This is a genomic window from Xanthomonas fragariae (assembly GCF_017603965.1).
GTDB classification, from domain to species: domain Bacteria; phylum Pseudomonadota; class Gammaproteobacteria; order Xanthomonadales; family Xanthomonadaceae; genus Xanthomonas; species Xanthomonas fragariae_A.
Map to the genome: position 1 here is coordinate 1008526 of NZ_CP071955.1, position 25510 is coordinate 1034035.

Annotated in this window: 18 protein-coding genes, 1 other RNA gene and 3 pseudogenes; 8 read left to right on the top strand and 14 right to left on the bottom strand. The window is 59.4% G+C overall.

What is annotated here, in order from left to right; all coding sequences use genetic code 11:
- Positions 1 to 89: 89 nt before the first annotated feature.
- Complete coding sequence (locus tag J5I97_RS04700; RefSeq protein ID WP_208589502.1) at positions 90 to 2435, bottom strand: TonB-dependent receptor; 2346 nt, start codon at positions 2433 to 2435, stop codon at positions 90 to 92.
- A gap of 195 nt (positions 2436 to 2630) precedes the next feature.
- Here J5I97_RS04700 and J5I97_RS04705 point away from each other — a divergent pair, with 195 nt between their 5' ends.
- Together J5I97_RS04705 and J5I97_RS04710 are read left to right on the top strand one after the other, a co-directional pair.
- Positions 2631 to 4712: a phosphocholine-specific phospholipase C gene (locus tag J5I97_RS04705; RefSeq protein ID WP_208589510.1), complete on the top strand. Its 2082-nt coding sequence runs from the start codon at positions 2631 to 2633 to the stop codon at positions 4710 to 4712.
- A gap of 215 nt (positions 4713 to 4927) precedes the next feature.
- Positions 4928 to 5572, top strand: coding sequence for a histidine phosphatase family protein (locus J5I97_RS04710; protein WP_208589512.1), 645 nt, complete (start codon positions 4928 to 4930; stop codon positions 5570 to 5572).
- A gap of 86 nt (positions 5573 to 5658) precedes the next feature.
- Here J5I97_RS04710 and J5I97_RS04715 read toward each other — a convergent pair whose 3' ends face one another.
- Together J5I97_RS04715 and J5I97_RS20505 are read right to left on the bottom strand one after the other, a co-directional pair.
- The gene (locus J5I97_RS04715; protein WP_208591866.1) at positions 5659 to 5880 is read right to left on the bottom strand and encodes a hypothetical protein; all 222 of its coding nucleotides are present in this window, start codon (positions 5878 to 5880) and stop codon (positions 5659 to 5661) included.
- Positions 5877 to 6119, bottom strand: coding sequence for a hypothetical protein (locus J5I97_RS20505; protein ID WP_238135641.1), 243 nt, complete (start codon positions 6117 to 6119; stop codon positions 5877 to 5879). The genes J5I97_RS04715 and J5I97_RS20505 overlap by 4 nt, the downstream gene beginning before the upstream one ends.
- Positions 6120 to 6214: 95 nt before the next feature.
- Between J5I97_RS20505 and J5I97_RS04725 the strand changes: the two genes are divergently transcribed.
- Entirely contained in the window at positions 6215 to 6604 is a 390-nt protein-coding gene (locus J5I97_RS04725) for an H-NS family nucleoid-associated regulatory protein (RefSeq protein WP_208589516.1), read from the top strand.
- A 579-nt stretch (positions 6605 to 7183) separates the two neighbouring features.
- Here the strand turns inward: J5I97_RS04725 and glgX are convergent.
- On the bottom strand, positions 7184 to 9316 hold the full coding sequence (gene glgX / locus J5I97_RS04730) for a glycogen debranching protein GlgX (protein ID WP_208589517.1): 2133 nt from the start codon (positions 9314 to 9316) through the stop codon (positions 7184 to 7186).
- Between the two features lie 365 nt (positions 9317 to 9681).
- Between glgX and J5I97_RS04735 the strand changes: the two genes are divergently transcribed.
- From J5I97_RS04735 to J5I97_RS04750, 5 genes and pseudogenes are all read left to right on the top strand, one after another.
- Positions 9682 to 9758, top strand: a non-coding RNA gene (locus J5I97_RS04735) — sX9 sRNA.
- Between the two features lie 141 nt (positions 9759 to 9899).
- Positions 9900 to 10805 (top strand): 30S ribosomal protein S6--L-glutamate ligase, encoded by a 906-nt coding sequence (gene rimK, locus J5I97_RS04740; RefSeq protein ID WP_208589518.1) that lies wholly within the window; start codon positions 9900 to 9902, stop codon positions 10803 to 10805.
- A 200-nt stretch (positions 10806 to 11005) separates the two neighbouring features.
- Positions 11006 to 11471, top strand: a pseudogene (locus J5I97_RS19790) (hypothetical protein); the annotation flags it as partial.
- 25 nt (positions 11472 to 11496) lie between these two features.
- The gene (locus tag J5I97_RS04745) at positions 11497 to 12174 is read left to right on the top strand and encodes a response regulator transcription factor (RefSeq protein WP_003490678.1); all 678 of its coding nucleotides are present in this window, start codon (positions 11497 to 11499) and stop codon (positions 12172 to 12174) included.
- 458 nt (positions 12175 to 12632) lie between these two features.
- Entirely contained in the window at positions 12633 to 13967 is a 1335-nt protein-coding gene (locus tag J5I97_RS04750) for a sensor histidine kinase (protein WP_208589524.1), read from the top strand.
- Between the two features lie 148 nt (positions 13968 to 14115).
- On the opposite strand, the gene J5I97_RS04755 is transcribed toward J5I97_RS04750, so the two are convergent.
- From J5I97_RS04755 to J5I97_RS04800, 10 genes and pseudogenes are all read right to left on the bottom strand, one after another.
- Positions 14116 to 14607, bottom strand: coding sequence for a GNAT family N-acetyltransferase (locus tag J5I97_RS04755; RefSeq protein WP_208589526.1), 492 nt, complete (start codon positions 14605 to 14607; stop codon positions 14116 to 14118).
- Positions 14604 to 14894: a DUF1778 domain-containing protein gene (locus J5I97_RS04760; protein WP_014508712.1), complete on the bottom strand. Its 291-nt coding sequence runs from the start codon at positions 14892 to 14894 to the stop codon at positions 14604 to 14606. The genes J5I97_RS04755 and J5I97_RS04760 overlap by 4 nt, the downstream gene beginning before the upstream one ends.
- A gap of 75 nt (positions 14895 to 14969) precedes the next feature.
- Positions 14970 to 15375: pseudogene (locus tag J5I97_RS04765) on the bottom strand (SymE family type I addiction module toxin).
- A gap of 372 nt (positions 15376 to 15747) precedes the next feature.
- A complete protein-coding gene (locus J5I97_RS04770; RefSeq protein ID WP_208589528.1) occupies positions 15748 to 16080 on the bottom strand; it encodes a hypothetical protein in 333 nt (110 codons plus the stop codon).
- 390 nt (positions 16081 to 16470) lie between these two features.
- Positions 16471 to 17562 (bottom strand): annotated as a pseudogene (locus J5I97_RS04775) (RHS repeat-associated core domain-containing protein); the annotation flags it as partial.
- A 13-nt stretch (positions 17563 to 17575) separates the two neighbouring features.
- Positions 17576 to 17815, bottom strand: coding sequence for a hypothetical protein (locus J5I97_RS04780; RefSeq protein ID WP_208589530.1), 240 nt, complete (start codon positions 17813 to 17815; stop codon positions 17576 to 17578).
- 8 nt (positions 17816 to 17823) lie between these two features.
- Positions 17824 to 22293, bottom strand: a complete 4470-nt coding sequence (locus J5I97_RS19795) for an RHS repeat-associated core domain-containing protein (protein ID WP_238135642.1) — start codon at positions 22291 to 22293, stop codon at positions 17824 to 17826.
- A gap of 137 nt (positions 22294 to 22430) precedes the next feature.
- The gene (gene coaE, locus J5I97_RS04790; protein WP_208589532.1) at positions 22431 to 23063 is read right to left on the bottom strand and encodes a dephospho-CoA kinase; all 633 of its coding nucleotides are present in this window, start codon (positions 23061 to 23063) and stop codon (positions 22431 to 22433) included.
- A 13-nt stretch (positions 23064 to 23076) separates the two neighbouring features.
- Entirely contained in the window at positions 23077 to 23940 is an 864-nt protein-coding gene (locus J5I97_RS04795; RefSeq protein ID WP_208589534.1) for a prepilin peptidase, read from the bottom strand.
- Positions 23941 to 23947: 7 nt separating this feature from the next.
- Positions 23948 to 25204 (bottom strand): type II secretion system F family protein, encoded by a 1257-nt coding sequence (locus J5I97_RS04800; protein WP_208591561.1) that lies wholly within the window; start codon positions 25202 to 25204, stop codon positions 23948 to 23950.
- Positions 25205 to 25510: the final 306 nt, after the last annotated feature.

Below are 25510 nucleotides of genomic sequence, written 5' to 3' on the forward strand. Positions count from 1 at the left end.
ATTCCGAGCACCGGCCGCGCCCGCCTGGCGGTGAGCGCAGTCGTTTTGTTAGCCGCTCTAATACAGTGGCGCTGTTACGCGCCGATTGCTCAGAACTTCACATCCAGACTCATGAAGTACTGCCGTGGTGCGCCCACCACCATGGTCTGGTTATAGCCGTCCGGATCGGAGGCCACGTAGCCGTTGGTGCCGGTGCTTGCGAAATAGCGTTTGTCGGTGAGGTTGGTGATGTTGAGCGCCAGCGCCACATCGGCCACCCCGCCCACGCGACCGAAGTCGTAACGCGCGCCCGCATTGAACAACCAATACGAAGGCACCTGCGAATCGTTGAGGAAGGTGATGTAGCGTTTGTCGACATACTTGCCGTCCAGGTCCAGGCGCAGGTTGCCAAGCTGGTAGCTGGCGCTGGAGGAGAACATCAACGCCGGGATGCCGACCACGTCTTTACCGGAGGTGGCGACCAGGCCGTTGTTGAGGTAATCGTCCTGATAGCGCGAGCGATTCCACGACAGCGAGTTCAACCAGCTCAGGCCTTCGACCGGGCGCCACATCAAGGCTAGGTCCGCACCGGCGCTATGCACGGCGCCGACATTGCTCAGGATCGAGGCGCAGGTCTGCACTGCAGTACACGGCGAAGTGGTCAGCAGGCGGTTGGAGAACTTGGTGAAATAAGCGTCGGCCGAAAGCTGGAATTGCGCATCCTGCACGCGGTAGCCCACCTGCACGGTCTGCGATTGTTCCGGCTCCAGCGTGGATCGGCTGCGGTTGAAGGCCGCTTGCGAAGTGGCGAACGGAGTGAAGCCGAATGCGGCGATGTTCTTGCTGTAGGACGCGTAGATGTCCTGGCGATCGTCGAGTTTGTAGTTCACGCCGACCTGCGGCAGAAAATGACCTTCGGCGCGAATGCGGCCCTGTGCCAGCGCGGTGGTCGGCACCAGCGATTGCGCGCGCGTGGTGGTGCTGAGCGCCTTTGCGCCATAATTCAGCGTCAGGCGGTCATCGAGCAGGCGCACGGTGTCCTGCAGGTGCAGCATGCGGGTCTGCGTGGTGTAGCGTTGCAGGAAGTCGCGACGGAACGGGGTCTGCGTTTCGTACACGTTATACAGCGAGGTATAGCCCTGGTTACCGAGCGCAAAATAATTGCGCTGCTGCGTGGTACGTGCGTTTTCTGCCCACACGCCGGCTTCCAGATCGTGGTTGCCCAACGACCACTTCAATGCGCTGGTGCCGCCGAAACGAGTCAGGCCGTAGTCGGTGGTACGCATCGATACCGGGATCTGCGCCGAGGTCGGTACATACGGTGTCGCCCACTGACCTTCGCCACGATTGCCGTGGTAATAACCGGTGGCATCGAGCGTGGCGCCGCCGAACACGAACGTGCCTGACAGCCCTGCCAGGTTGTCGCGACGCAAACCGCCGCCAGCGTAGTAACTGGCATCGAGCCAGCTGTAATCGCTGGGCAGGCCGGCTAGCGATTGCGGATAGCCGTTGGCCACCCCGCTGGTCGCGCCGGTGGTCTGGTAGGCGCGTGCCATCTGCACCGCGCTCGCCCAATCCGGCTGCAGATAATCGTAGTCCCAGCCCAGCGCACGCTGGCTGGTCAACGACAGATCCATGTAGTCGTATTCCTTACGGCGCGATGTGTCCAGAAACAGGCTCAAACGGTTGCCGTCGCCCCATTGGTACACGGTCTTGAGGTTGGCCTGCTCGGACTGCTGGTCGCCAAAGCCTTTCCACTTGTCGGTACTGGCGTTGGCGTAGGACAGGTATGCCGACAAGCCATTGCGATCGCCGGTGTCGCCGCGCACGAAAGTGCGTCGTGTGGCATCGCTGCCGACCGTCTGCACCAGCCGCAGGCCGGGCGTGGTCTGCGGATCGGCCGAATAAAACTGCATGGTGCCGCCGAGATTGGTGTTGGATGCGGTGCCGAGCGCGCCGGCACCTTGCGCAATTTCCACCGAGCCGAGATTTTCCGAAATGATGGCGCGGGTGATGTGCAGGCCATTGGTCACGCCGTAGCTCATATTGCCGAGCGGAATGCCGTCGAGCGTGTAACCCAACCGGCTCTGATCGAAGCCGTGCAACGTCACCTGCGTGGACCATTCGTAGGTGCCGAACGGATCGGCCGACTGGAACTGCACGCCCGGTAGTTTCTCGACTGCCTTGAAGGCGCTGCTGCCCGGTGTCAACTGCTCGATGTCCTGCCGGCTGATGCGCTGCACCTGACGGGTGCTGCCTTGCGACACCACGTTGATCGCATCCAGTTGGGTAGCGTTGGTTGCGGTATCGGCACCGGTTGCCTGTGCATCGGCAACCGGTGTGTCGGCAATCGCAACCGGATCGGCAACCGGCGTGGTGGCCTGCGCCATGACGGGAAGCAGGGCCGCCAGGGCAAGCGCCAGCGGGGTGACGTGAAAGCGACGAGCGGAAGTCATAGGGGAGTCCTGTTGGGGCACGGCTTGAGAGCGGACGCACGGTGCAGAACCGGCGTTTCGTGACGCAGATTGTCAATGAATCATGAAAAATTGATGACGGTCACTTTCGCAAAACTGTCGCAATCGCCCGCTATACGTGTTGTCTCCAGCCGCGCTGCGCGGCAACGCACACGCATTCTGGTAGGCCCTGCACCCATGACGTCTTCCCCATCGCGCCGTAATTTCCTCAAGCGCGTCGCCGCGCTGACCGCTGCCGGCGCCTTGCCGTCCTCGATCGGCCGTGCACTCGCGCTGCCGGCCAACTCGCGTACCGGCACGCTGCGCGACATCGAGCATGTGGTGATCCTGATGCAGGAAAACCGCTCCTTCGATCATTACTTCGGCGCACTGCGCGGCGTGCGTGGCTTCGGCGACCCGCGCCCGCTACAGTTGCGCGATGGTCACCCGGTGTGGAGTCAGCCGGCAGCCGATGGTCGCCGCCTGCTGCCATTCGCGTTCGACTCGCAAAACACCTGCGCGCCGTTGATCAAGAGCCTGGATCACTCCTGGAAAGCCGGACACGGGCAAGACCCGGCGCGCTGGGCCGAATACGACGCCTGGGTGCCTTACAAGGGTGAATTGACGATGGGCTATTTCCAGCGTCACGACATTCCGTACTACCACGCACTGGCCGATGCCTTCACCATTTGCGATGGCTATTTCTGCTCGTTGCATGGGCCGACCAATCCCAATCGCATGTATCTGTTCACTGGCACCAGCGGCCCGAGCGTGGGAAATGTCGGTGCGCAAGCGGTGACCAATGCCGACGATGGCAACTCCACTGCCGACATGTTGCGCGACAAGCCCGGTTATGCCGCGATGGACTGGATGACGTACGCGCAACGTCTGCAGGCCGCGGGTGTGGATTGGCGCGTGTACCAGGAGTACGACAACTTCGGCTGCAATCCGCTGGCGTATTTTTCGCACTATCGCGATCTGCAACCCAGCGACGAACGCTATCGGCGCGCACGTGCCTGCGTGCCCGGTTCCACTGCAGAGAATGCGGCCACCACGCAGGCCGATCATCTGGTCGCCGCAATTGCCGCCGATGTACAAGCCAACCGCTTACCGCAGGTGTCTTGGATCATTCCGCCGACTGCGTATTGCGAACATCCGGAAGCGCCGCCGGCCTACGGCGAATCGCTGGTCGCGCGTTTGATCGATGCGCTCACCAGCAATCCCGCCGTATGGGCCAAGACCGCGCTGATCATCAACTACGACGAGAACGACGGCTTCTTCGATCACGTGCCAGCGCCATTACCGGCGCTGGATGCAGGCATGGGCCGCAGCAATGTCGATACACGTGGCGAAGTCTACGAAGGTCTGCCGATCGGGCTGGGCATTCGCGTGCCAATGCTGGTGATCTCGCCGTGGACGCGCGGCGGCTGGGTCAATTCGCAGGTGTTCGATCACACCTCGGTGCTGCGTTTGCTGGAGCGCCGTTTCGGCGTCGCCGAGCCGAACATCAGCCCATGGCGTCGTGCGGTGAGTGGCGATCTCACCAGCGTGTTCGATTTCCGCAATCCCGATGATTCGGCACTGAGCGCATTTCCTGCGATCGCGGACTATCGTGCACGCACTGCGGCTATCGGCAACAAGCCGTTGCCGGTGCCGCCGATAGCGGCCAGCATGCCGCGGCAAGAACCCGGCCAACGTCCGGCGCGCGCGCTGCCGTACGCCTTGCAGGTGCATGCGCGCGTGCACAACGAAAACCACGTGCAGTTGCAGTTCGTCAACAGCGGTGCTGCTGCGGCCGCATTCAACGTCTACAGCAGCACTGCAAATGGCGGCCCTTGGTACTACACCGTGCTGCCCGGCACGCAGCTGGACGATGTGCCGGTCGGCGCTGCGCACAACGGCAGCTATGCATTGAGCGTGCATGGACCGAATGGATTCCTGCGCGAATTCGCTGGCGAACTTGCTGCCGCTGCGAGGCAATCGGCGGCGCCGTGGTTGGAGGCGCGGCAGGACGGCGAAGTGTTGGTGCTGGAGATCGGCAATGCCGGGCACCAGCCGTGCACGTTGCAATTGCGCGCGCTGGACTACGCGGCTCCGACCGTGCGGTCGTTGCCTCTGGCTGCAGGTCAGCGCGAAACCATCCGTCTGGCACTGGCCGCAAGCGATCACTGGTATGACGTTGTCCTCGATCAGCCGGGCGCGACATTCCGCCGCCGACTAGCCGGGCATCTGGAAACCGGCAAGCCTAGCCGCAGCGACCCAGCGTTCGGTCGCGTCTGAGTTGCTGATCCGCCACGTTCGCTTGCGCGGGCATCTGGCTGGCGCAAGCGGCGCGGATGGCCGCAAGGCAAGGAGGCGGGCGAAAAGCCCGCACCGTTTCGGTCATGCGTCGATAACAGCCATCCAACGCAAACCATGGAGAGCGCGGGGCTGTATCATGCCGCTCCCGTCTGGCCGCAAGGCACGTCGGTCCCTTCCCAAGGAATCTCTCGCGCATGCGCATCCTGCTTGCTCGTCACGGCGAGACGCCGTGGAACGCCGAAGGCCGTTACCAGGGCCAGATCGATATCCCGCTGTCGCCGGTCGGCGAAGGCCAGGCCGCTGCGCTCGGCGCACGCCTGCAATCGCTGCAGATCGACCGCGCGGTGGCATCGCCGCTGTCGCGCGCGCAGGCCACCGCCAAGCTCGCACTCGGCAGCACACGCGCGAGTCTGTTGCAGACCGATGCCGACCTGCAGGAAATCGCGCACGGGGAATGGGAAGGCCTGCTGGCCAGCGAGATCAACGACAAAGACCCGGCACGTCTGCGTGCCTGGCACAAAGAACCCGACACTGTGTTGATGCCTGGCGGCGAATCGTTGCGGCAGGTGCTCGACCGCAGCTGGCGCGGCCTGATGCGCGCGGCCGATGGCCTGGGCGCAGACGAGACCTTGCTGGTGGTCGCCCACGACGCGGTCAACCGCGTGATCCTGTGCAAGATTCTGGGCCTGCCACTGTCCAAGTTATGGACCTTCCGCCAGGCGCCGACCACGCTCAACCTGCTCCAAGGCGATGACGTGGATCACCTGGAAGTGGTACGTCTCAATGACTGCGCGCACCACACGCCGTTCTTTGGTGAAGCCAAGCATCGGGCGCTGTAAGTCTTCGATCGAAAAAGTGAAGGATCGACCTGTGGCGCGTAAGAGTGATAGCGCCGATATTGCTGGTCGGAAGCGTGCCGAGGGCATTACCGTTTTGGTACGCATATCGTCATGAGCGACTGAAGAAAATCACTGGCAAAGGGCTTGCTTGATATGCTCTTGGCGATCTTCGCGATGCCACTGCTATTTGGCTTTATGTGCTGGCTGTTGCCGGCCAGAGCCAGGCCGTGGATGTACACCCGCATTTGTCGACTCCCCGCAATTTCAGTGCCACAGAGAATGACAAGTCTGCGGTCGATGTTGATCACGGAACTCGGCGGGTGTTAGAGCGGCTAACAAAACGACTGCGCCGCCGCAAGGCGGGCGCGGCCGATGCAAAGAGCTGGGCGAGGCGGTTTGCCATGTTTGGTCGATCAATGTCGGCGATCTGAAGCAGGTAGTGCAGCGGTTTTCTGCGCCACGGGTCCCATTCTCCGGCAAACCTTGCAGCGAACTGATCCGGGCTGGACGGATCGGTATGGCCCGCGAGCACGCATTGCTGCGCCATCGCTGAGCGCCAGCAGACCCGCGCAGCCCCGAACGCTTTACGCTAAGCGGCGTAGCGGCAATACTCGCTGACCCGTCCAACCTTAAGTTTTGCCAATGCGCCAGGTTACGTCCGCTTCATCCGCCGCCGCCAAAGCCCAATTGTTGGAAGAGCTGCGCAAGCTCGAGCAGGAAGAAGCCCAACTGAAATATGCCCAGACGCTGGAAGCTTTCGATCAGGTCATCGAGGTGCTGACGCAGTTCGGCAGCCGTTTCAACACAAAGCAGAAATCCCAAATCGCTTCATTGGCCATGACCGGCAAGTCCAGGGGCAAGCTGTCGTCTACTGGCGAAGTCGTGGCCAAGTACTGGATTCCGCACTCCGGCGAGACCTGGTCTGGGCGTGGCCGCAAACCGCGTGCCTTCAAGGCATGGGAAGGCACCAGTTCTTACAAAGAATGGAAGGCCAATCACCCTGACAAGCCCTTCCCGCTGTATCCGGGCTGAGTTTTTCCGGTTTACAGCTATTTTGGGCAGTCTTGGATCGATAGGGCAATGCGTACAACGCGCTGCAGCGAATTTTTAGCGCATCAGGGCTTGAACGATGGTTATTTCTGTGCTTTGAGGGAGCAGGCAGTGGCGGTTGCTCGCGATAGGCGTGCTCTTTACATGCAATATCCTGCTTCTCCGGCGGCGTGTGTTTTGCTCGTCGATAAATGCTGATTACTGCATATCGCCGACCTGCATTGTTTTCGAAAGACTGCCGGTTTTATGCGTCGCACTGTATGCGGAAAGTTTGAGCATTTACGCCATAGACATCACTATTTTGACCAAAATCCGCAGCTTGAATCCATCGATCCGGCAGCATTGTGTCCGAGGATAGATCCATATCATGGAGTGAATTCAGGACAAGTGCCGTCGATTCAATTGAATGCGCCGCCCGCCCGCCCGCCCGCTCGGTCGTCGGCATTGGCCTGCGCAAAGCAGTGCTAAGACGAGGCTTCGCTTCCGAGCGATAAAAACGAAAAAGCTCGCTGCCCACCGCCGAACATCGGCAGGCAGCGAGCTTGTTTCACCGCTCAAGCGTTACTGATCGCTCTTGCACTCGAACACCGACACGCTGCGCGGCGGCGCCAGGAATTGGCTGGCGCCGGCCGGCATCATGTCCGCTTCCAATGCTTCGTCGGTCGATAGCACCAGCTTCCAGTGCAGCGGCTCCTCGGAGGAGGGAAGGGTGAAGGTCACACCCTCGTAGTAGGCGTTGATGACGATCAGTAAGGTCTCGTCATTGGCCAGTTCCTTGACGCCTGAAGTCTGTGCCTTGCCTTCCAGCAGCAAACCCACCGACCGCGCGCCGGCATCGGTCCAGTGCGCATCGTCCATTTCGGTGCCAACCGGATTGAGCCAGGTGAGATCGCACAGGCCGGCTTCTTGGTTGTATTGCCCATTGAGAAAGCGCCCGCGCGACAAGATCCGATAGCGCTTGCGCAACTTGGTCAGCGCCTTGACGAACTCGATCAGACGGCCATCGGTCGGGTCGTTCTCCCAATCCAACCAGGTGATTTCGTTGTCCTGGCAATAGGTGTTGTTGTTGCCGCCTTGCGACTGTGCGCGCTCGTCGCCAGCGAGCATCATTGGCGTGCCTTGCGACAACAGCAGCGTGGCGAGCAGATTCTTCATCTGCCGCTCGCGGATTTGCAGGATGTCTGCGTTATCGGTCTGGCCTTCTTCGCCGTAGTTGCACGAACCGTCGTTGGACGAACCGTCTCGATTGTCTTCGCCGTTGTCGATGTTGTGTTTGTCGTTGTAGCTCACCAGATCGCGCAGGGTGAAGCCATCGTGCGCAGTGATGAAGTTGACCGACGCCCACGGACGACGGCCGCGGCGATCGAACAGATCGGCAGAGCCGGTAAAGCGGGTGGCAAACTCGGCGAGCTTGCCGTTTTCGCCTTTCCAGAATTCGCGCGCATTGTCGCGGAACTTGTCGTTCCACTCCGACCAACCCGGCGGGAAATGGCCCACTTGGTAGCCGCCAGGGCCGCAGTCCCACGGCTCGGCAATCAGCTTGACCTCCGACAGCAGCGGGTCCTGATTGCACGCGTCCAGAAAGCCGCCGCGCTGATCGAAACCGCTCGGCTCGCGTCCAAGAATCGTTGCCAGATCGAAGCGGAATCCGTCTACATGCATTTCGCCCGCCCAGTAGCGCAGCGAATCGTTGACCATCTGGATTACCCGCGAATTGCTCAGATTCAGCGTGTTACCGGTGCCGGTGTCGTTGATGTAGTAACGCTTGTCTTCGGCAAGGCGGTAGTAACTTGCGTTGTCGATGCCCTTGAACGACAGCGTCGGGCCCAGCTCGCTGCCTTCGGCGGTGTGGTTGTAGACCACGTCCAGAATGACTTCCAGTCCCTGCTTGTGCATGGCCTTGACCATGTCGCGGAACTCGTCGCGATGCCCGCTGGCCAGATAGCGTGATTTCAACGCGAAAAAGCCGATGGTGTTGTAGCCCCAATAATTGCGCAGACCCTTGTCCAGCAGATGTTGGTCGTCCAGATACGCATGCACCGGCAACAATTCGACCGCAGTGATGCCCAGATCCTTGATGTATTGCAGCACCTGCGGCTGCGCCAGGCCGGCAAAGGTACCGCGCATAGCTTCCGGCACCTGCGGGTTGCGCATGGTGTAGCCGCGTACGTGGGTCTCGTAGATCACCGTTTCGTTCCACGGCTTGAGCAGGCGCGCATCGTCTTCCCAGTCGTAGGTGTCTTCGACCACCACGCACTTGGGCATGAACGGCGCGCTGTCGCGCTCGTCGAAGCTGAGATCGCCATCCGGGTGACCCACGGTGTAACCGTAGAGTTCGTCGGCCCACACCAGATCGCCATCGAGCTCGCGAGCATAGGGATCCATCAGCAACTTGTTGTGGTTGAAACGGTGGCCTTCGGTCGGCTCGTACGGGCCGTGCACGCGGTAGCCATAGCGCTGGCCGGGTCTGGCATCGGGCAAATAACCGTGCCAGATTTCGTTGGTGTATTCGGGAAGATCGATGCGCGTCTCGTTGCCTTGTTCGTCGAACAGGCACAACTCCACACGCGTGGCATGCGCAGAAAACAGCGCGAAATTAGTGCCTTTGCCGTCGAAAACGGCGCCGCGGGGGGACGGGCGCCCCTGGCGGATGCGGGAGGGATTGGCATAAGCCGCGCTTGCTGGACGTCGCATGTAGAGTCTCGAGTGCGCCGGCACGCCGGCATTAAGGGGGCTCAAGCATTGCGTTTTTGCCTGTGCAAAACGCGTTACGGTCACAGGGACGCGGTGTGAGGGAGGTGGTCGGGATCGTCGATACACAATGCGTTGGAGCTGTGCATATCAAGCGCGTTGGCATTGGCACGATCGCGTGGGTGCGCGATGTCGCGCTTGGTTCGTCGCGCATATCAGCACCATTGCGCACGCAACACATTGCGCAAAGCACGCATTCGCTGCTTGAGCGTCGGGCGGGCGCCCTGCTAGCATCGATCCGGTCAAGAGGGGTTAACAAAACGACTGCGCTCACCACCAAGCGGGCGCGGCCGCTGCTCGGAATCGACATTTACCACGCATACACTGCGGTTCCTTACACGCCGTTCGCACCCCCCCGGCGACTGCTCGCTGCATTTTGCCAGGCACACCAAGGCGCTATCGCTCTTCCATTCCCGGGACCGTTGCATGCCAGTCCGATCGCAGCATACAGAGCAGGATGCTGCCTACGTATACTTTCGGCCTGCAGACGTACGGACTTTGATCACTCTGTCATCACACTCCGTCCATGTCCAAGCCGCGCCGTGTACCTGAAGCGATGAAAATCGCCATTCTTTCCCGCAACAGCAAACTGTATTCGACCCGCCGGCTCATCGAAGCCGGGCGCAAGCGTGGTCATACCGTGCGCACTCTCGACCCGCTGCGCTGCTACATGCGCATCGCCGCCGACGGCTTCAGCCTGCACTACAAGGGCAAGCCCATCACCGGCTTCGATGCGGTGATCCCGCGCATCGGCACTTCGGTTACGCGTTACGCTACCGCGGTGCTGCGCCAGCTCGAATTCATGGGCACCTACACGCCGAACCCGTCCGATGCCATCTTGCGTTCACGCGATAAATTGCGTGCGCATCAGTTGCTGGCCGCCCAGGGCATCGACATGCCGGTGACGGTGTTCGGCGACAACCCTGACGACACCCAGGATTTGTTGTCGATGCTCGGCCCGCCGCCGCATGTGGTGAAGTTGAATGAAGGCGCGCAGGGGGCTGGCGTGATCCTGACCGAGAAGGCCAGCGCCTCGCGCGGGGTAGTCGAAGCACTGCGCGGGCTCCACGCCAACTTCATCGTCCAGGAGTTTATCGGCGAAGCTGCGGGCGCGGACCTGCGCTGCTTGGTGGTCGGCGACCGGGTGGTTGCTGCGATGCGCCGCCAGGCCGCAGAAGGCGACTTCCGCTCCAACCTGCACTTGGGCGGCACCGCAGCAGTGGCCGAAGCCAGCGCGCAGGAACAAGAGGTCGCCGTGCGTTCGGCGCGTGCCTTGGGTCTGGCCGTGGCCGGTGTCGACCTGATCCGCTCCAAACGCGGCCCGCTGGTGCTGGAGGTCAATTCAACTCCCGGGCTGGAAGGTGTGGAGGGCGTCTGCGGCGTGGATGTGGCCGCGGCCATCATCGAGCACTTGGAGCAGTCGGTCCGTTGATCGGGCCGCTACTGTTTTTATCGAAAAATTAACGAAACTCTAATCCTTGCCTCGCTAGCCTCTTCCGACCGTAGCTCCGCTCTCGGCAGTGACGGTGATCGGGATGAACTTTTGGCCCAGGTGCGGTGTCGCACTTGGGCCTTTTTATGGACGGCTTGCCGCCCTCGAGGTTCGCGTCTACATTCGCCAAATGTTAACAGTCAGGCACAAGGAGGCGTCAGCATGGCAAGGCAAGTGAGCGCGGGGTTGCTCCTGTTCGCGGCGAGTCTTACAGCCAGCCATGCCTCGGCGGCGCTGACCCAGGTCGGCAAACCGTTCCAGCCGCAGGCAGAGCAGATGCGGGCCGATTTGAACAAGTGCGAGAAGTGCTCCGAGAGCAGTCAGCAAGAGCACGCTAAGGTGGCGGCGGCGCTCGCTTCGGAGTGGAGCGGTGTTGGAGGCGCAGCAGGACATCAGTGCACTGTAGCCTGACCAGCGCGCAGCCGTCCGCAACGATCAGGAGCCCGTCACCAGAATTTTGACCGAGGCAGGCGAAGATAGCCGGCTGATTGCCTGCGCAAGCGTGCTTTTGGTTCGCAGATGAGTACGAAGCAGTGCCTGACGGCCGCCCAGCGCCGCCGTCAGACCACTGTGAGGCAAGACGACATTTCTCGGCGCCAGCGCTAAAAACAGCTTAACAAATGAGGTTCCAGTGCGAATTCTAGTCATCGAAGACAACAGCGATATCGCCGCCAATCTGGGCGACTATCTGGAAGACCGCGGCCACACCGTGGATTTCGCCGCCGACGGCGTGACCGGTCTGCATCTGGCCGTGGTGCACGAGTTCGACGCCATCGTGCTCGATCTCAACCTGCCCGGCATGGACGGCATCGAGGTGTGTCGCAAGCTGCGCAACGAAGCGCGCAAGCAGACACCAGTACTGATGCTGACCGCGCGCGACTCGCTGGACAACAAGCTGGCCGGTTTCGACTCCGGCGCCGACGACTACCTGATCAAGCCGTTCGCATTGCAGGAAGTGGAAGTGCGGCTCAACGCGCTGTCGCGTCGCGGCAAGGGCGTGCACACGCGGGTGCTGGAAACCGGCGATCTGGAATACAACCTGGACACGCTGGAAGTGCGCCGCCGCGGCAAGCTGCTGCAGCTCAACCCAACCGCGTTGAAGATCCTGCAGGCGCTGATGGAAGCCTCGCCGGCCGTGGTCACCCGCCAGGAACTGGAAACCCGCGTGTGGGGAGAAGAACTGCCGGATTCGGACTCGCTACGTGTGCACATCCACGGTCTGCGCGCGGTGGTGGATAAGCCGTTCGACGTACCGATGATCCAGACCCGTCACGGCATCGGCTACCGCATCGCCTCTCCCGATGCCTGACTGTCGTCCCTCCGGAAACGCGTGTTGTTCGGGTCACATGGTCGACATGGTTCCTGAGGATCGCCGCCTTCTCTATTGGATGGTGTATTTTAAATGAATGGATGCAAATATTTTGTATCGAGAGATGGTGGATAGCTGACAAGCGTGTCTGGACGACGGGAGAGTAAATGATGAGGAAGTTATTTGCGGTTGTCATTTTGGCTGGGCTGACGCTTGGAGCTAGTTCTGCATCTGTCGCCAAATCGGCATGCACCGTTTGCACCTCAACTAGTTACGATTCAGGGTGGCTTGGTACATGGTCTTTCGACACTGGCTGCCATTCAGTTCCTTCTTGTTCTAACCCATTTCGATGGTAACGATTTGCGATAGCGGCCCAATGGGCCGCTATTTTTTGCGGAGTGTGACTTGCTGATTCGCGTGATTATCTGCAGTATCGGCATTCCTATGCAGGTCATGCCATGAGGTCCGAATTAGTGGGGCGAATAATCAAAGCCCGTAGCAGGCGGCGTCTACGCACCCGCATCATACTGTCGTTCTTGTTGTTCGGTACTGGGCTGGTGATTCTGTTTGCGCTTGCGACAGTCTGGGCTAATCGATACATCGAAACCAAGATGATCGAGGACGTGATGAATCGCAACATCGAAGTGATGGCGCGGTCGTATGCGGCGAATCCGAATGCGAAGCCCACGCTCCAAGTCGAAGAGATGTATGCGCGTGCGGTTAATCCAAACGATCCGGAGGCGATGGCGCGGCTTGCGCGAGATTTTCCGGGCTGGGGAAAGATGCAGGAAGGTATCCAGGGCTACAGTGGGACAGATGAATTCAATAAACCGCTGGTGTACAAGGTTGCAGTGCGAAAAACGCCAAGTGCTTGGTTCTTCCTTGCGTACGATACGACGCGAGCCAGTGTTGCTCAGGATCGGCTAAGAACTTGGTTGTACATTTCTGTGCTGCTGTTTGGTTTTTTTTCACTGCTGATCGGTCGGTGGTCGGCGTCCAAGGTCATGCGCCCGGTGTCGGACCTGGCCGCACGCCTGCGCGCCTATCGCGGTGGCACCAGCGAGCCCAAACCGCTAGCCGCGTATTTCCCCGACGACGAAGTGGGCCAGCTCGCCGAAGCGCTGGACGATTATTCGGCCCGCCTCACCGAGGTCGTGCAGCGCGACCGCGAATTCAACGCCGACGTCAGCCACGAACTGCGCACCCCGCTGGCGGTCATCCGCGGCGCCACCGAACTGCTGCTCAGCAAGCCCAATCTCGACGAAAAGATGCTGCAACGCCTGCAGCGCATCCAGCGCGCCGAACTGCAGTGCAGCGACCTCATCGGTTCGCTGCTGCTGCTCTCGCGCAATGAGCGCGTGCAAGGCAGCAGCAACGTCGCCAAGGTGGCCGAACAACTGATCGACGCGCACCGCGCACAACTCGGCGGCAAACCGCTGGAACTTCTGCTGGAAGGCGAACGCGACCTGATCATCGACGCACCGGAATCCGCGCTATCGGTCGCACTCGGCAACCTGATCGGCAACGCCGTCAAATACACCCAGGACGGCCAGGTGCGCGTGCGTGTGCTCAGCGATGCAGTAGAGGTGATCGACTCCGGCCCGGGCCTGAGCGAAGAGGACGCCGCCAAACTGTTCCAGCGCGGTTACCGCGGCACCCACGCCGGCCACTCGCAAGGCGGCGGCATCGGCCTGTCGATCGTCAGCCGGCTCTGTGATCTGTACGGCTGGCGCGTCAGCGTGCGACCAGGCCAGGAGCGCGGCGTCATCGCAACACTGGCATTCCATCGCTAACCAACCACGCGCGCTTTTGTAGGAGCGCACTCGTGCGCGAGGGCTTTACCGGCAATACTTCACCCGGCGATTGGTGGCAGTTCTGGAATCATGAAGCGCACCACCTTCCGCGACTGTCTCCCACCTTCTACCGCGTCCCTCGACCAGATCACAGACTGGCTTTCAGGTCTTCCAGCGTGACGACCAGCACCATGGGATCCAGCGGGGAGGGCTCAAAGCCGATGCGCTCGTAAAACGCCTTGGCGTCCGCCGAGAGCGCATGCACGAGCAGCCCGCGAATGCCGATGGTGTCGGCCGCATGCAGGATGCGCTTGCCAGCATCCTGCACCAGGGCGCGGCCAAAACCTCTGCCATGCAGGGATTGGTCAACAGCAAGCCTGCCAAGCACCACCACGGGGATCGGGTCTGGCATGTTGCGACGGAAGCGGCCGGGCGTCGCGTCCACGGCGACCGCACTCGACGCCAGGGCGTAATAGGCCACCACGCGGTCATCCGCGCAGGCAACGACGGTCCGTGACGCACCGGTCGCCTGATTTTTCAGGGCGCGGCGCTTGAGCCAGTGATCCAGGCTCTCCAAGCCCGATGCGAACGGTTCGACCCGGTGATGCGCTGTCAGCGGTTCCGGCGCCGATACCGTCATGCCTTCTCCCAAGGAGCGGGCGTCTGCATCGTCTTGCGCAGGCGCGCGTTCGGCTGCGGCGGCATGTCCAGCCGTGCCAAGAAGGCGGCGTAGGCGTCCGGGCTGGCCGCGATGAGGGTCTGGTCCAGCAAGGCTTCCTCGGCCGCCGAGCGCGCTGCGTCCAGCATGAAATCGGTGCGGTTCTTCCCGCGCGCCTTGGCGGCCCGGTCGATCAGACTGCGCTCCTCCGGCTTGATGCGCAGATTCAAGGTTTCGCGCTTGCCGGGCGTAGTGTTGGGTGTGGACATGGCGTTGGCTCCTGCTAGTCGGCGCAGTGTAGCGCCTCCGTAATGTCGATGTCATTACGATGATGTGTCACTCGTTCATTGCGAGGGTGCGCGCTCCACCGTCACCACCAATTCGCCCTCGCGCGCCAGTGATCTGCAACTTGCAGCCAACCGCAAACCCCAACTGCTCCAGCCACAGCCCGCGCAAGCGCACGCTGGGAATGCGCTGGCTGTGCGGCCGGCCCGGTTCTGCATCGTAGAACGCGTAGCCCACCGTGCAGCGCGTGGGGGTGCGCGCCTTGCGGGGTGGCCGCGGCGGCAGATCGTCCATGCGAGGCTTGGGGCGACGGTCGAAGTCGAGGTTGCCCACGTCGAACGTGGGCGACGGCACCAGCCGCATGGGCTGCGCGCCCTTCACCGGCGTGGCCGCCCGCTTCGCGGTAGCGGCGGGCTTGGCATTTGATTTGGATCGCTTGGCGCTTGAAGACTGCGCCCGGTTCATCGCCTCACCTCCGCCAGCACCATGGAGCGACGACGCCCGCCGACCTGCACTATCGATACATTTGCCATGACAACGCCTCCTTTGAAGAACAGCCGCCGCCGCCGGCCGGCGACGGGATGTCGGGAGGTTAGAAACCGTGCATAGTCGGCGGGCGTATTCCTCCCGAAGGAGTGTTGTATTAGCCGCCCTCCCGACGCAGGCATCGCGTCGGCTTGCACCTGCAGGCAGGCACAAAAAACCCACCGGTTTGACGGAGGTGGGTACCGCTATGCACGGAGTTTCTACGCTCCTTGGGGTAGAGGTTGCTACTGGCTGTCTAGGATGTCAACTGTGCGCACCAGGACCCGTGACAGAGATGGTATTGCCAGTCGCTCACTTTGTCTTCCATTTGTGCCACAGCCACGGAAATAATACGAACCATTGCAGATAGCCTGCTATGCAGAACGTGAGCCATAGCACGGAGAATCCCACATAATTCGATCCAATAAGATCAAGAAGTGGCACCCCCAGCTGCTCTTGTAGCAACGCTAGCGATGCAAATAGTCCTGCAACAACAAGGCTGACCGGAAAGGAAAGTAGCATCATTCCATACGTTAAAAAGATGCCAATATCCGTTGCAGCACCGGGCGTATAGCGAGTCAATGTGATGACGAGCACTGCCACGGAAGATAGAATCCAAACAATCTTCAGAAACTTGGTAAGCATAATCAACTGACCTCACTTCATCTTGCATTTTGTCTGACAGGCACTAAGCGAATCGTCTGACCACTCTTGGCAGTCAACGCCGAACGGAATTCCATAGCGTGGACGCGGGCCTGCAAATTTCTTGAGCAAGCATTGCTCAATGCAGGTGTTGTCGGGCTCTTTTTGCTCACACGTTTTCGCGTCGTATTTGTCATTACTTGGTTTGCCTGGGCCATTTATCGGGTCGTACCAATTTTGACCGCGTTGATCTTGCCCGCCACATGTATATCCATTTTTGCCATCTTTAATGCACAAGTATTGGTGATACAGAGGATTGCCAGGAATATCCAATCCAGATCGCTTACCTTTACCGCCAAGTGCATGCAGTGGTTTCGTGCACATGAATGTCTTCAATCCGAGTGGGTCATTTCCCACCGTAGGCGACCCATCCGCGTAAGAGTAGGGATTGATGCCGCCATCAAGACCAATCGGATCACTCTGCCCATACCGCCCGGTAGCAGGATCATAGTCCCGGAAGTAGTTCTGATTCAGCCCACTCGCCGCATCGTACCGCTGCCCCGGAAAACGCATATCCAACACCAACGCCGCGCCATCTCCATCCGGATCCTGATTCGGCGCGGTATTGCCGAATGCTTCGCCCTTCAGGCTCCACGTCCACACCGCCACATCGCGGGTCGGGTCGATCACGACGCGTGGGCTGCCCAGGTGATCCGGTTCGATGTAATGCAGCTTGTTTGCGTTGGCCAGCAGGCCGACCGGTAGGTCATCCAGCCAGATCGCTTGTTGCTTGGGTGCTGCATTGCTGTCGTAGTCGCCTAGCCAGTGGCCGGCTTCGTCAAAGAGCGTGTAGGTGTTGCTGGTGCCGAGGGAGCGCTGCACCTGTTCGCCTTTGCCGTTGTAGCGGTAGTTCATGCTCGCCACGCCGGCGCGGCGGGCCTGGGTCATGCGGCCGCTGGCGTCGTAGGTGTACTGGCGGGCGGCGCCGCCGATGGCGGTGGTGTTGCCGGTTGTGTCGTAGCTGCGTGCCACGCCGGCGACCGCGCTGAGGCGATGGCTGTCGGCCGGGTAGGCGTAGGCCTGCGTAGTCGCGCCGACCTTGGCGCTGCGGCGGTTGCCGGTGGCGTCGTAGCTGTAGCCGTCGATCAGGGTGCCGGTGCCGCCGTCTTTGAGGGTGGTCAGGCGGCCCAGGGCGTCGTAGCTCAAACCTATCTCCGGCGTCGTGTTGCCGGCTGGCGTGAGTGCGCTGAGGTTGCCAGCCGGGTCGAAACCGAAGCCGACTCCCAGCCCGCCTGGGCGGGTGTCCTGGATCGCTTGCGGGCGATCATCCAGATCGTACCGGCGAGTGAGCGTGCGACCGTTGCCGTAAGTCCAGCCAGCTGCCGGGCCGAACGGGTAATAGCTGGCTTTGCCCAGTAATACCTGACGGCTGCCGCCGACCGGGGTCACGCCCACCTCGGTGGTCTGGCCTTGCGCGTTGCGCACGCACTGATGAGGGTCATAGCTCCACAATGCCTCCTCTTCGAATGAGTACTAAATTTAAGTTGGATTGCTCGTGAATTAAACCAGCATCCTCTGTAAGCACCAATACTCCTTTGCCAAGATATGACCAGTCACGCTCACTGTATCCCTCCGCATAATCTGCCTGGTCGATGATTGCCACTACAGTTCCACGCAGATCAGATCCAAGTGAAACAATATCACCTAGAAGAATACTCTCGCCACTTTCATAATTCATGGCATCACCTAATTCAAAAAATCAGCTATGGGGATGGAGCCAGGGGGAGGCGGTAAGCCGTTAGAGGCATCGCTGGCTCCAATATTGACCCAGAAGCACTGGCAATTGTTAGGGTTTTGATTTGCACGGTAGAGATTGTAATGATCGCCTGGATAAGGGTGGTGAGGCTTCGATGGTGGAACCAAATCATGCCTATATCCAATCGTTCCAACGGGTACAGTGAGGCCATTTACTGTTTTGCAGGGAGGACATGGCTTTTCATCTGGACAAGCTATGCCAGCTGTTAATCCACCCAGTATCCCGCCTGCGGAGGCTCCTCCCATTCCACCTAATTGTGACCCCGCCACAAATCCAGCTACATTTCCTACTATTGGAACTTCGGAGCCGGCCACACCCCCTAAAATACCACCACCCCAGTATCCCACTCCACCGCCGACAACAGAACATGCTGCAATCCAGCCAGCAGCGCACGCTGGATTAGTTGCCAATCCTAGAGGGTCAATAAGCGAAAGCGGATTGCCTAATGCATAACCATAAGTGCTAATTCCGCCTTCTAATCCAATCGGATCACTCTGCCCATACCGCCCGGTAGCAGGGTCATAGTCCCGGAAGTAGTTCTGATTCAGTCCGCTCGCGGCATCGTACCGTTGCCCCGGGAAGCGCATATCCAACACCAACGCCGCGCCATCGCCATCCGGATCCTGATTCGGCGCGGTATTGCCGAATGCTTCGCCCTTCAAGCTCCACGTCCATACCGCCACATCGCGGGTTGGGTCGATCACCACGCGTGGGCTGCCCAGGTGATCCGGTTCGATGTAATGCAGCTTGTTCGCGTTGGCCAGCAGGCCGACCGGTAGGTCATCCAGCCAGATCGCTTGTTGCTTGGGTGCTGCATTGCTGTCGTAGTCGCCTAGCCAGTGGCCGGCTTCGTCAAAGAGCGTGTAGGTGTTGCTGGTGCCGAGGAAGCGCTGCACCTGTTCGCCTTTGCCGTTGTAGCGGTAGTTCATGCTCGCCACGCCGGCGCGGCGGGCCTGGGTCATGCGGCCGCTGGTGTCGTAGGTGTATTGGCGGGCAGCGCCGCCGATGGCGGTGGTGTTGCCGGTTGTGTCGTAGGTGCGTGCCACGCCGGCCACTGCGCTGAGGCGGTGGCTGTCGGTTGGATAGGTGTAGAGCTGCGTAGTCGCGCCGACCTTGGCGCTGCGGCGGTTGCCGGTGGCGTCGTAGCTGTAGCCGTCGATCAGGGTGCCGCTGCCGCCGTCTTTGAGGGCGGTCAGGCGGCCCAAGGCGTCGTAGCTCAAACCTATCTCCGGCGTCGTGTTGCCGGCTGGCGTGAGTGCGCTGAGGTTGCCAGCCGGGTCGAAACCGAAGCCGACTCCCAGCCCGCCTGGGCGGGTGTCCTGGATCGCTTGCGGGCGATAATCCAGATCGTACCGGCGAGTGAGCGTGCGGCCGTTGCCGTAAGTCCAGCCAGCTGCCGGGCCGAACGGGTAATAGCTGGCTTTGCTCAGTAATACCTGACGGCTGCCGCCGACCGGGGTCACGCCCACCTCGGTGGTCTGGCCTTGCGCGTTGCGCACATAATCCACCACTGCGCCATCGGGGTAGGTCATGCGCCGTAGTTGGCCGCCGACGGTGTAGTCGTAGCGCAGCACCAGCGCTTTGCCGTTGCTGGTCTGCACCTTACGCACCAGATCGCCGAAGCGGTTGTAGCAGTATTGGGTGATGGCGGTGCCGTCCTGCATGTTGGTCAGGCGGCCGATGGAGAAGGTCTCGCCGCTGGTACACGCCGTCTGCGTTACGTCGTAGGTGTAGGCGACGTTGAGGCTGGTGGTGGGGTAGATGACCTTGGTCAGGCGATTGAGGGCGTCGTAGCTGTAGGTCGTGGTGTTGCCGCGTGCATCGGTCTGGGAGGCGCGGTTGCCGGCGCTGTCGTAAGCGTAGCGGGTGACGCCGGTGTCCGGGCTGGTGAGCTTGGTCAGATCGCCGAAGCCGTTGTAGGCGTATTTGGTGTCCAGGCCCTTGGGGTCGGTGACCTTGGTGAGGTTGTCCAGCGCGTCGTAGTCGAATTTGGTGTCGGCCTTGATGCCGGCAACGTCCTGCAGCGTGCGTGAGAGGCGATTAAGCGGGTCGTACTCGCTCTGCGTGGCGGTGCCCAGCGCATCGGTCACCGCGGTGGTGTTGCCATTGGCGTCATGCCCGAAATCGGTGGGGTCGCCCACCGCACTGGCTTGAGTTTTGAGTTGGCCAAGTTGGTTGTAGACACGCGAGAGCGTGCGCTTCAGCGCGCCAGATGCATCGGTGGTGTCTTCCTTGATGCGATTGCCGGCATTGTCCAGCGTGTAATGGACGGTGTTGCCCGCGTTGTCTGCGATGCCGGTCAGGCGATGCGCCGCATCGTAGGTAAAGGCGGTGAACGCGCCATCGGGCTGGGTGACCTGCTTGACCAAGCCGGTGGGCCAGTAGTCGATGCGGGTGATGCGGTCGTCGGCTTCGCTGGAGGCATCGGCGCCGCGCACCTTGGTAGCGGTGAGCCAACCGCGCGGGTGGTAGGTGTAGTCGGTGACGATGCCGTTAGGGTCTTTGATGGACAGCGGGCGGCCGGCGCCGTCGTAGCTTAAATAATTAGTTGCCTGGCCGGAAGGCACAATTACCTGTTTTAAGTCTCCTTTTCTATAAAGGCAAGATCCTGCCACATTTGTGCATGTTGCGTCGTCGGCAGGATAATACTCGTAGCTTGTTCGGTCAGTGGTCCCGTGCTGCGGTCCATCTTTAGAGCTAGGTAGCCCTAGCAAAGGACAGGAATTTCCTGCCAGGTTGCAGTATTCGTACGCAATCGACCTGTCTGAAAGACCACTTGCCTGTTCGGATAGAGAGGTAACTTGACGCCTAGAGTTGTAAGTGTAAATTGATTTTTTCAATAAAATGCCGGAATGGCTGTAGGCTCGCAAGGAAATAGGCGTCTTATTTGATTTATCCCAGTCCGTTTCATTGCGACGTTCAAATTTTGATGCGGGGGCTTCTAATCTAGTTTTTTCGTTATTTTCATCATCATACTCGTATTGTGTCAGAGTTCCGTTACGCACAATGCTTGCGAGTAGTCCATTTGTGTATTTATAAATAACGGACTTTGGGGTGCACCCATCACATCCGTCACTAAATGAAGATTCAATCAAGTTTCCATTCTCGAACTTCATTAGCGACTCTCGCCAGCCGCCTGTAGGCTTATTTGCAATCGACTGAAGACTGCCGCCCATGGTTGAAAAGCTAATGCTAAAGGTGTCGGCACCGTTTGCCAGTCCAGTCTTATAAGCTTTGTCGTTTGCATCATACCAAGTAGATGAAAGCCGATTTCCTGATTCATCTATAACCCCAGTCAGCGATCCGGAGCTTGTGTATGGACTGACATAGCCTTCTTCATTGTAGAGGTAAATTTTTTGAAATCCATCTGGATAGGTTACGGATCGCAATAGCTTGGAGTCATAGTTAAAGACTATTTTTTCTCCATCAGAAGCAATGATGTGGTCTACTAAGTTGTCGTTGTTGTAATGAAAGGATAACGTCCGTCCTTGGTCGTCTCGTACATTTTCGAGAAGGCCAGATACAGAATAATTTAGTATTGCAAAACGGCCGGACGCGTTTGAAATCCTCTTAAGTTCCCCTAGCGATGAGTATTCCTCTTTCTCTCCATTGGTAAGCCTAACAATCCAGTCCGAGGAGTTGGGTAGCTTCTCAAGAATCTCGGAACGCCCAGTATCTGGAATCCACATTCCTTCCACCTGGGTGAACTGAATTGCCTGACCATCAGGTCTGGATAGATATGCGATAGGCTTGCCGACAGTCTGTGGCCAAATTAGAGACCGCCCGTAGGTAAATGTTCTTTTTTCACCGAATATAGAAGAGCGCGCTCCGGCATAGCCAGGATTATAATGAGAGTTATAAGTCCAGGAGAGGTCAAGGAAGCCACTCGGGGATGATTTTATTTCTTGTATTGTCTCAAACTTATTGCCAGTAATAGCATTGATAGGGTCGCCTAGGCATTGCTCTGGGCATCCTGGCGCCCCAAGTGATTTTCGTTTTGGTGGAGGCTCAGCGCCGCCAAATGTCAGGTTCGAAAAATGGAATGGAATAGCCTTGATTGTGTTTTGCTCCCAAAACCAACCTCCGCCAAGTCGACCTTCAGTCGGAGTATTTCCGCCACTCTGCCCGCAGTAATCGGATGTATAGCCATGCTTGTTAGCCAATGCGGCGCACGTCGCAAATGCCTCGCCGTATGTTGCGCAGTGTCCCTCATAAACGTAGTGAGTGTTAGATTCGGGAAATAATGAATAAACCTCTTGGGTGCAGGCGGCAGAGGCATTTGTAGAAAATACGGATGTGGCGATCAAGAAAATCGCGACAACCACTGATCGTAAGTGATGGGTTGAGATGGACTTCTTGATTCTAAAAAAGTGTGTGATGACCCCTTGTAGATTTTTCATAGTTCAATCCTTGTAATGATATATTGCTATCTGTCTAGTGTGACACTGTGGGTTTTGCTTAGCTTTGAGGTTGTTTAACGCGGGGGGGTATTGGTTTGAATTTGAATATATTTATATTCATGCTGCATGATTCTGTGTCAGGATTCCAGGGTGGAAGATTTACTTCCTATCGCTGCCGTTCGAAACTGCATATTTAATCTTCGTGCTTCCACTGCCAGTAGCCCTGGCTGATCACAGTTGCTTACGACATCATCTGCAATGGACAAGCGCTGTTCGCGCGAGGCCTGAGCGGCAATCATCCGATCAGCAAGTGCTTGTGTGCTGCCGTCGCGCCGCATCAAGCGAGCGCGTTGCAGTGCAACCGGTACATCGACGACAAGGGTGCGGTCGAGCCAAGGGTAAGTGGCCCGTCCGCCAGCTTCGGCGAGGAGTGGGATCGCCACGATGGCGTACGGGCCTTCGGCGGTCACTGCCGCACGTTGTAGCTCGGCGCGGATAGCAGGATGAGTAATTGCTTCGAGAGTTCGCCGTTGCATCTGATCGCTGAAGACAATCTGCCGGAGCGCTTGGCGGTTCAATGTTCCATCCGGCAACAGAATCTCGCGGCCGAAGTGTTCGGCGATGGTGTCAAGGATGGGGCCGGGTGCGACCACTTGCCGTGCAACGACATCGGCATCGATCACCGGCACGCCCAGCTTTTCGAATTCAGCGGCAAGTGCGCTCTTGCCGGAGGCGATGCCGCCGGTGAGGCCGACGATGAAGTCGCTCATTGCCGTGCCCCAGTCAACGCAAGCCTGCGAAGTGCAGGTAGCCGTTGATCAGGTCGTTGCCCCAGAAGAACACCACCCAGCCAGCGATGGCCAAGTAGGGACCAAAAGGGATAGGGGTGGCGCGGTCGCGGCCTTTGGCCACCAGCCAGATCGAGCCGAGGATGGCGCCGACCAGCGAGGAGATCAGGATGATCGGCAGGATGCCTTTCAACCCGCACCAGGCGCCGAGCGCGGCCAGTAGCTTGAAGTCGCCGTGGCCCATGCCTTCCTTGCCGGTAAGCTGCTTGAATAGCCACCACACCGTCCACAGCGAGACATAGCCGACCGCCGCGCCGAGCAGGGCGGGCTTGGCAGGCATATAGAGGTTGTCCATCGAGCCGACCAGGCCCAGCCACATCAGCGGCAAGGTCAGTTGGTCCGGCAGCAGCTTGTGGCGCAGGTCGATACCGGACATCGCCACCAGGAAGCAACTCAGCACGATAGCGCCGAAGCCCTGCCAACCGAAGCCGAAGCGCCAGACGCTGGCCACGCAGAGGATGGAGGTGAGCAACTCCACCAGCGGGTACTGGAGGGAGATCGGTTTGCCGCTGTAGCGCGACTTGCCGCGCAACATCAGCCAACTGAAGACCGGGATGTTTTCCCACCACTTGAGCTTGTCGCCGGTGATCGGATCGTGCGAGGGCTCCACCACGATCCCCGGAGGCGGCGGCTCGTAGATGTCCGGCAGCTCCAGGATCTCGCGCGCATCGCGCCGCCACTGCCACTCCATGCGCTTGGGCAAGCGCAGGATCACCACATTGAGGAAGCTGCCGATCAGCAGTCCCAGTCCGGCCGCGGCGGGAAAGCCGAGACCGGGATGCTGGTCGAGAAATGCCATTACGTCCTTATCCAACCACCGAGGCGAGCTTGAAGATGGGCAGGTACATGCCGATGACCATGCCACCGACGATGGTACCAATGAACACCATGATCAGGGGTTCGATCAGGCTGCTCAGTGCGTCGACCGCATTGTTGACTTCCTGCTCGAAGTACTCTGCCACCTTGAACAGCATCGCGTCTAACGCACCAGCCTCTTCGCCGATGGCGGTCATCTGCACCACCATGTGCGGGAACAGGTTGACCTGCTTCATCGCCACGTTGACGGGATATCCCACAGATACGTCTTCGCGCATGCGAAGTACCGCTTTCTCATAGACAGAGTTGCCTGTAGCGCCAGCCACGATGCCGAGTGCCTCAACTAAAGGTACGCCTGCTTTAAATGTCACGGCCGTGGTGCGGGCAAAACGCGCGATAGAGCTGTTGTGCATGACCTGCCCAATGATCGGCACTTTGAGGATCAGGCGATCCATGCCGTGCTGCATTGCAGGTGAGCGTTTGTAGGCAAAGATGAAGCCCACGACGGCACCGATGGCAACGAACAGGATCAACCACCACCACGACACCATGAAACGCGACATGTTGACGATCATCTGTGTAAATGCCGGAAGTTCCGCGCCGAAGCCCTTGAAGACATCTTCGAATTGCGGCACGACAAAGATCAACAAGATCGCACTGACCAGTAGCGCCACAGCGACTACCATCGCCGGGTAGAACAGCGCCTTCTTGATTTTGCCTTTCAACGCTTCGATGTTTTCTTTGTAGCTTGCAATTGTGTCGAGCACTGTTTCAAGGACGCCGGCGCCTTCGCCTGCCTTGACCAAATTCCTGTACAACTCGTCGAACTGAACGGGATGCTTGCTTACCGCCTCGTGTAGCGACGAGCCTCCCTCGATGTCAGTGCGGATCTGGCCGACCATATTCCGCATACGCGGATTTTTCTGGCCACTGCCAATGATTTCAAGTGCGCCGACGATAGGCACGCCCGATTTCATCATGGTTGCCATTTGCCGGCTGAAGAATGAAATATCCTTCGCTGTAATCTTCTTTCCAGCAGCGCCAAATAAAGGCTTGGGTTTCGCTTTCACTACTGTCGGCGTGATCCCCTGGCGTCGTAGCTCCGCACGTAGCAAGTTTTGGTTCTTGGAAGTCTGTTCACCCTTCATCTTCACGCCACGCTTGTCGGTTCCCTCCCAGACAAACGTGCTCATCTGTTCGACCTGTGAGGTCGGCTTGCTCTTGACTGCACTACGCACTGCTGCCATATCAAATCCCCATCCGGCCATCCCCAGGCGGATACAAGCGAGATGGTAGTCGTTTCTGTGTCGCTTGACACCCATGCCATCCCGCACTCTGGCTCGTGCTATGTAGGGCTTCGTAGCAGACTGACCTTCCGCGTCACCTAGTGACATGGCGAGACCTGCTTGGTAGTTGGTCGCAATTCCATAAATTCGCCCGTTTTTCCAGACAAAGATCCTGCATCATCTGCCTCAGGAGACACTTTAAGGCAGGGGCAGCAAACTTGGCATGCATCCTGCTTGGTCATCCCTGCACGCCGAGGTTGCCGTGCG

Bases quoted from the DNA above. Each gene is read 5' to 3' on its own strand.
- rimK (WP_208589518.1), top strand. From the start codon at position 9,900: ATGTCCAAGCCGCGCCGTGTACCTGAAGCGATGAAAATCGCCATTCTT.
- coaE (WP_208589532.1), bottom strand. From the start codon at position 23,063: ATGAGCGACTTCATCGTCGGCCTCACCGGCGGCATCGCCTCCGGCAAG.
- J5I97_RS04725 (WP_208589516.1), top strand. From the start codon at position 6,215: ATGCGCCAGGTTACGTCCGCTTCATCCGCCGCCGCCAAAGCCCAATTG.
- J5I97_RS04705 (WP_208589510.1), top strand. From the start codon at position 2,631: ATGACGTCTTCCCCATCGCGCCGTAATTTCCTCAAGCGCGTCGCCGCG.
- J5I97_RS20505 (WP_238135641.1), bottom strand. From the start codon at position 6,119: ATGGCGCAGCAATGCGTGCTCGCGGGCCATACCGATCCGTCCAGCCCG.
- J5I97_RS04710 (WP_208589512.1), top strand. From the start codon at position 4,928: ATGCGCATCCTGCTTGCTCGTCACGGCGAGACGCCGTGGAACGCCGAA.
- J5I97_RS04770 (WP_208589528.1), bottom strand. From the start codon at position 16,080: ATGCTTACCAAGTTTCTGAAGATTGTTTGGATTCTATCTTCCGTGGCA.
- J5I97_RS04795 (WP_208589534.1), bottom strand. From the start codon at position 23,940: ATGGCATTTCTCGACCAGCATCCCGGTCTCGGCTTTCCCGCCGCGGCC.
- J5I97_RS04760 (WP_014508712.1), bottom strand. From the start codon at position 14,894: ATGTCCACACCCAACACTACGCCCGGCAAGCGCGAAACCTTGAATCTG.
- glgX (WP_208589517.1), bottom strand. From the start codon at position 9,316: ATGCGACGTCCAGCAAGCGCGGCTTATGCCAATCCCTCCCGCATCCGC.
- J5I97_RS04800 (WP_208591561.1), bottom strand. From the start codon at position 25,204: ATGGCAGCAGTGCGTAGTGCAGTCAAGAGCAAGCCGACCTCACAGGTC.
- J5I97_RS04750 (WP_208589524.1), top strand. From the start codon at position 12,633: ATGAGGTCCGAATTAGTGGGGCGAATAATCAAAGCCCGTAGCAGGCGG.
- J5I97_RS04780 (WP_208589530.1), bottom strand. From the start codon at position 17,815: ATGAATTATGAAAGTGGCGAGAGTATTCTTCTAGGTGATATTGTTTCA.
- J5I97_RS04755 (WP_208589526.1), bottom strand. From the start codon at position 14,607: ATGACGGTATCGGCGCCGGAACCGCTGACAGCGCATCACCGGGTCGAA.
- J5I97_RS19795 (WP_238135642.1), bottom strand. From the start codon at position 22,293: ATGAAAAATCTACAAGGGGTCATCACACACTTTTTTAGAATCAAGAAG.
- J5I97_RS04700 (WP_208589502.1), bottom strand. From the start codon at position 2,435: ATGACTTCCGCTCGTCGCTTTCACGTCACCCCGCTGGCGCTTGCCCTG.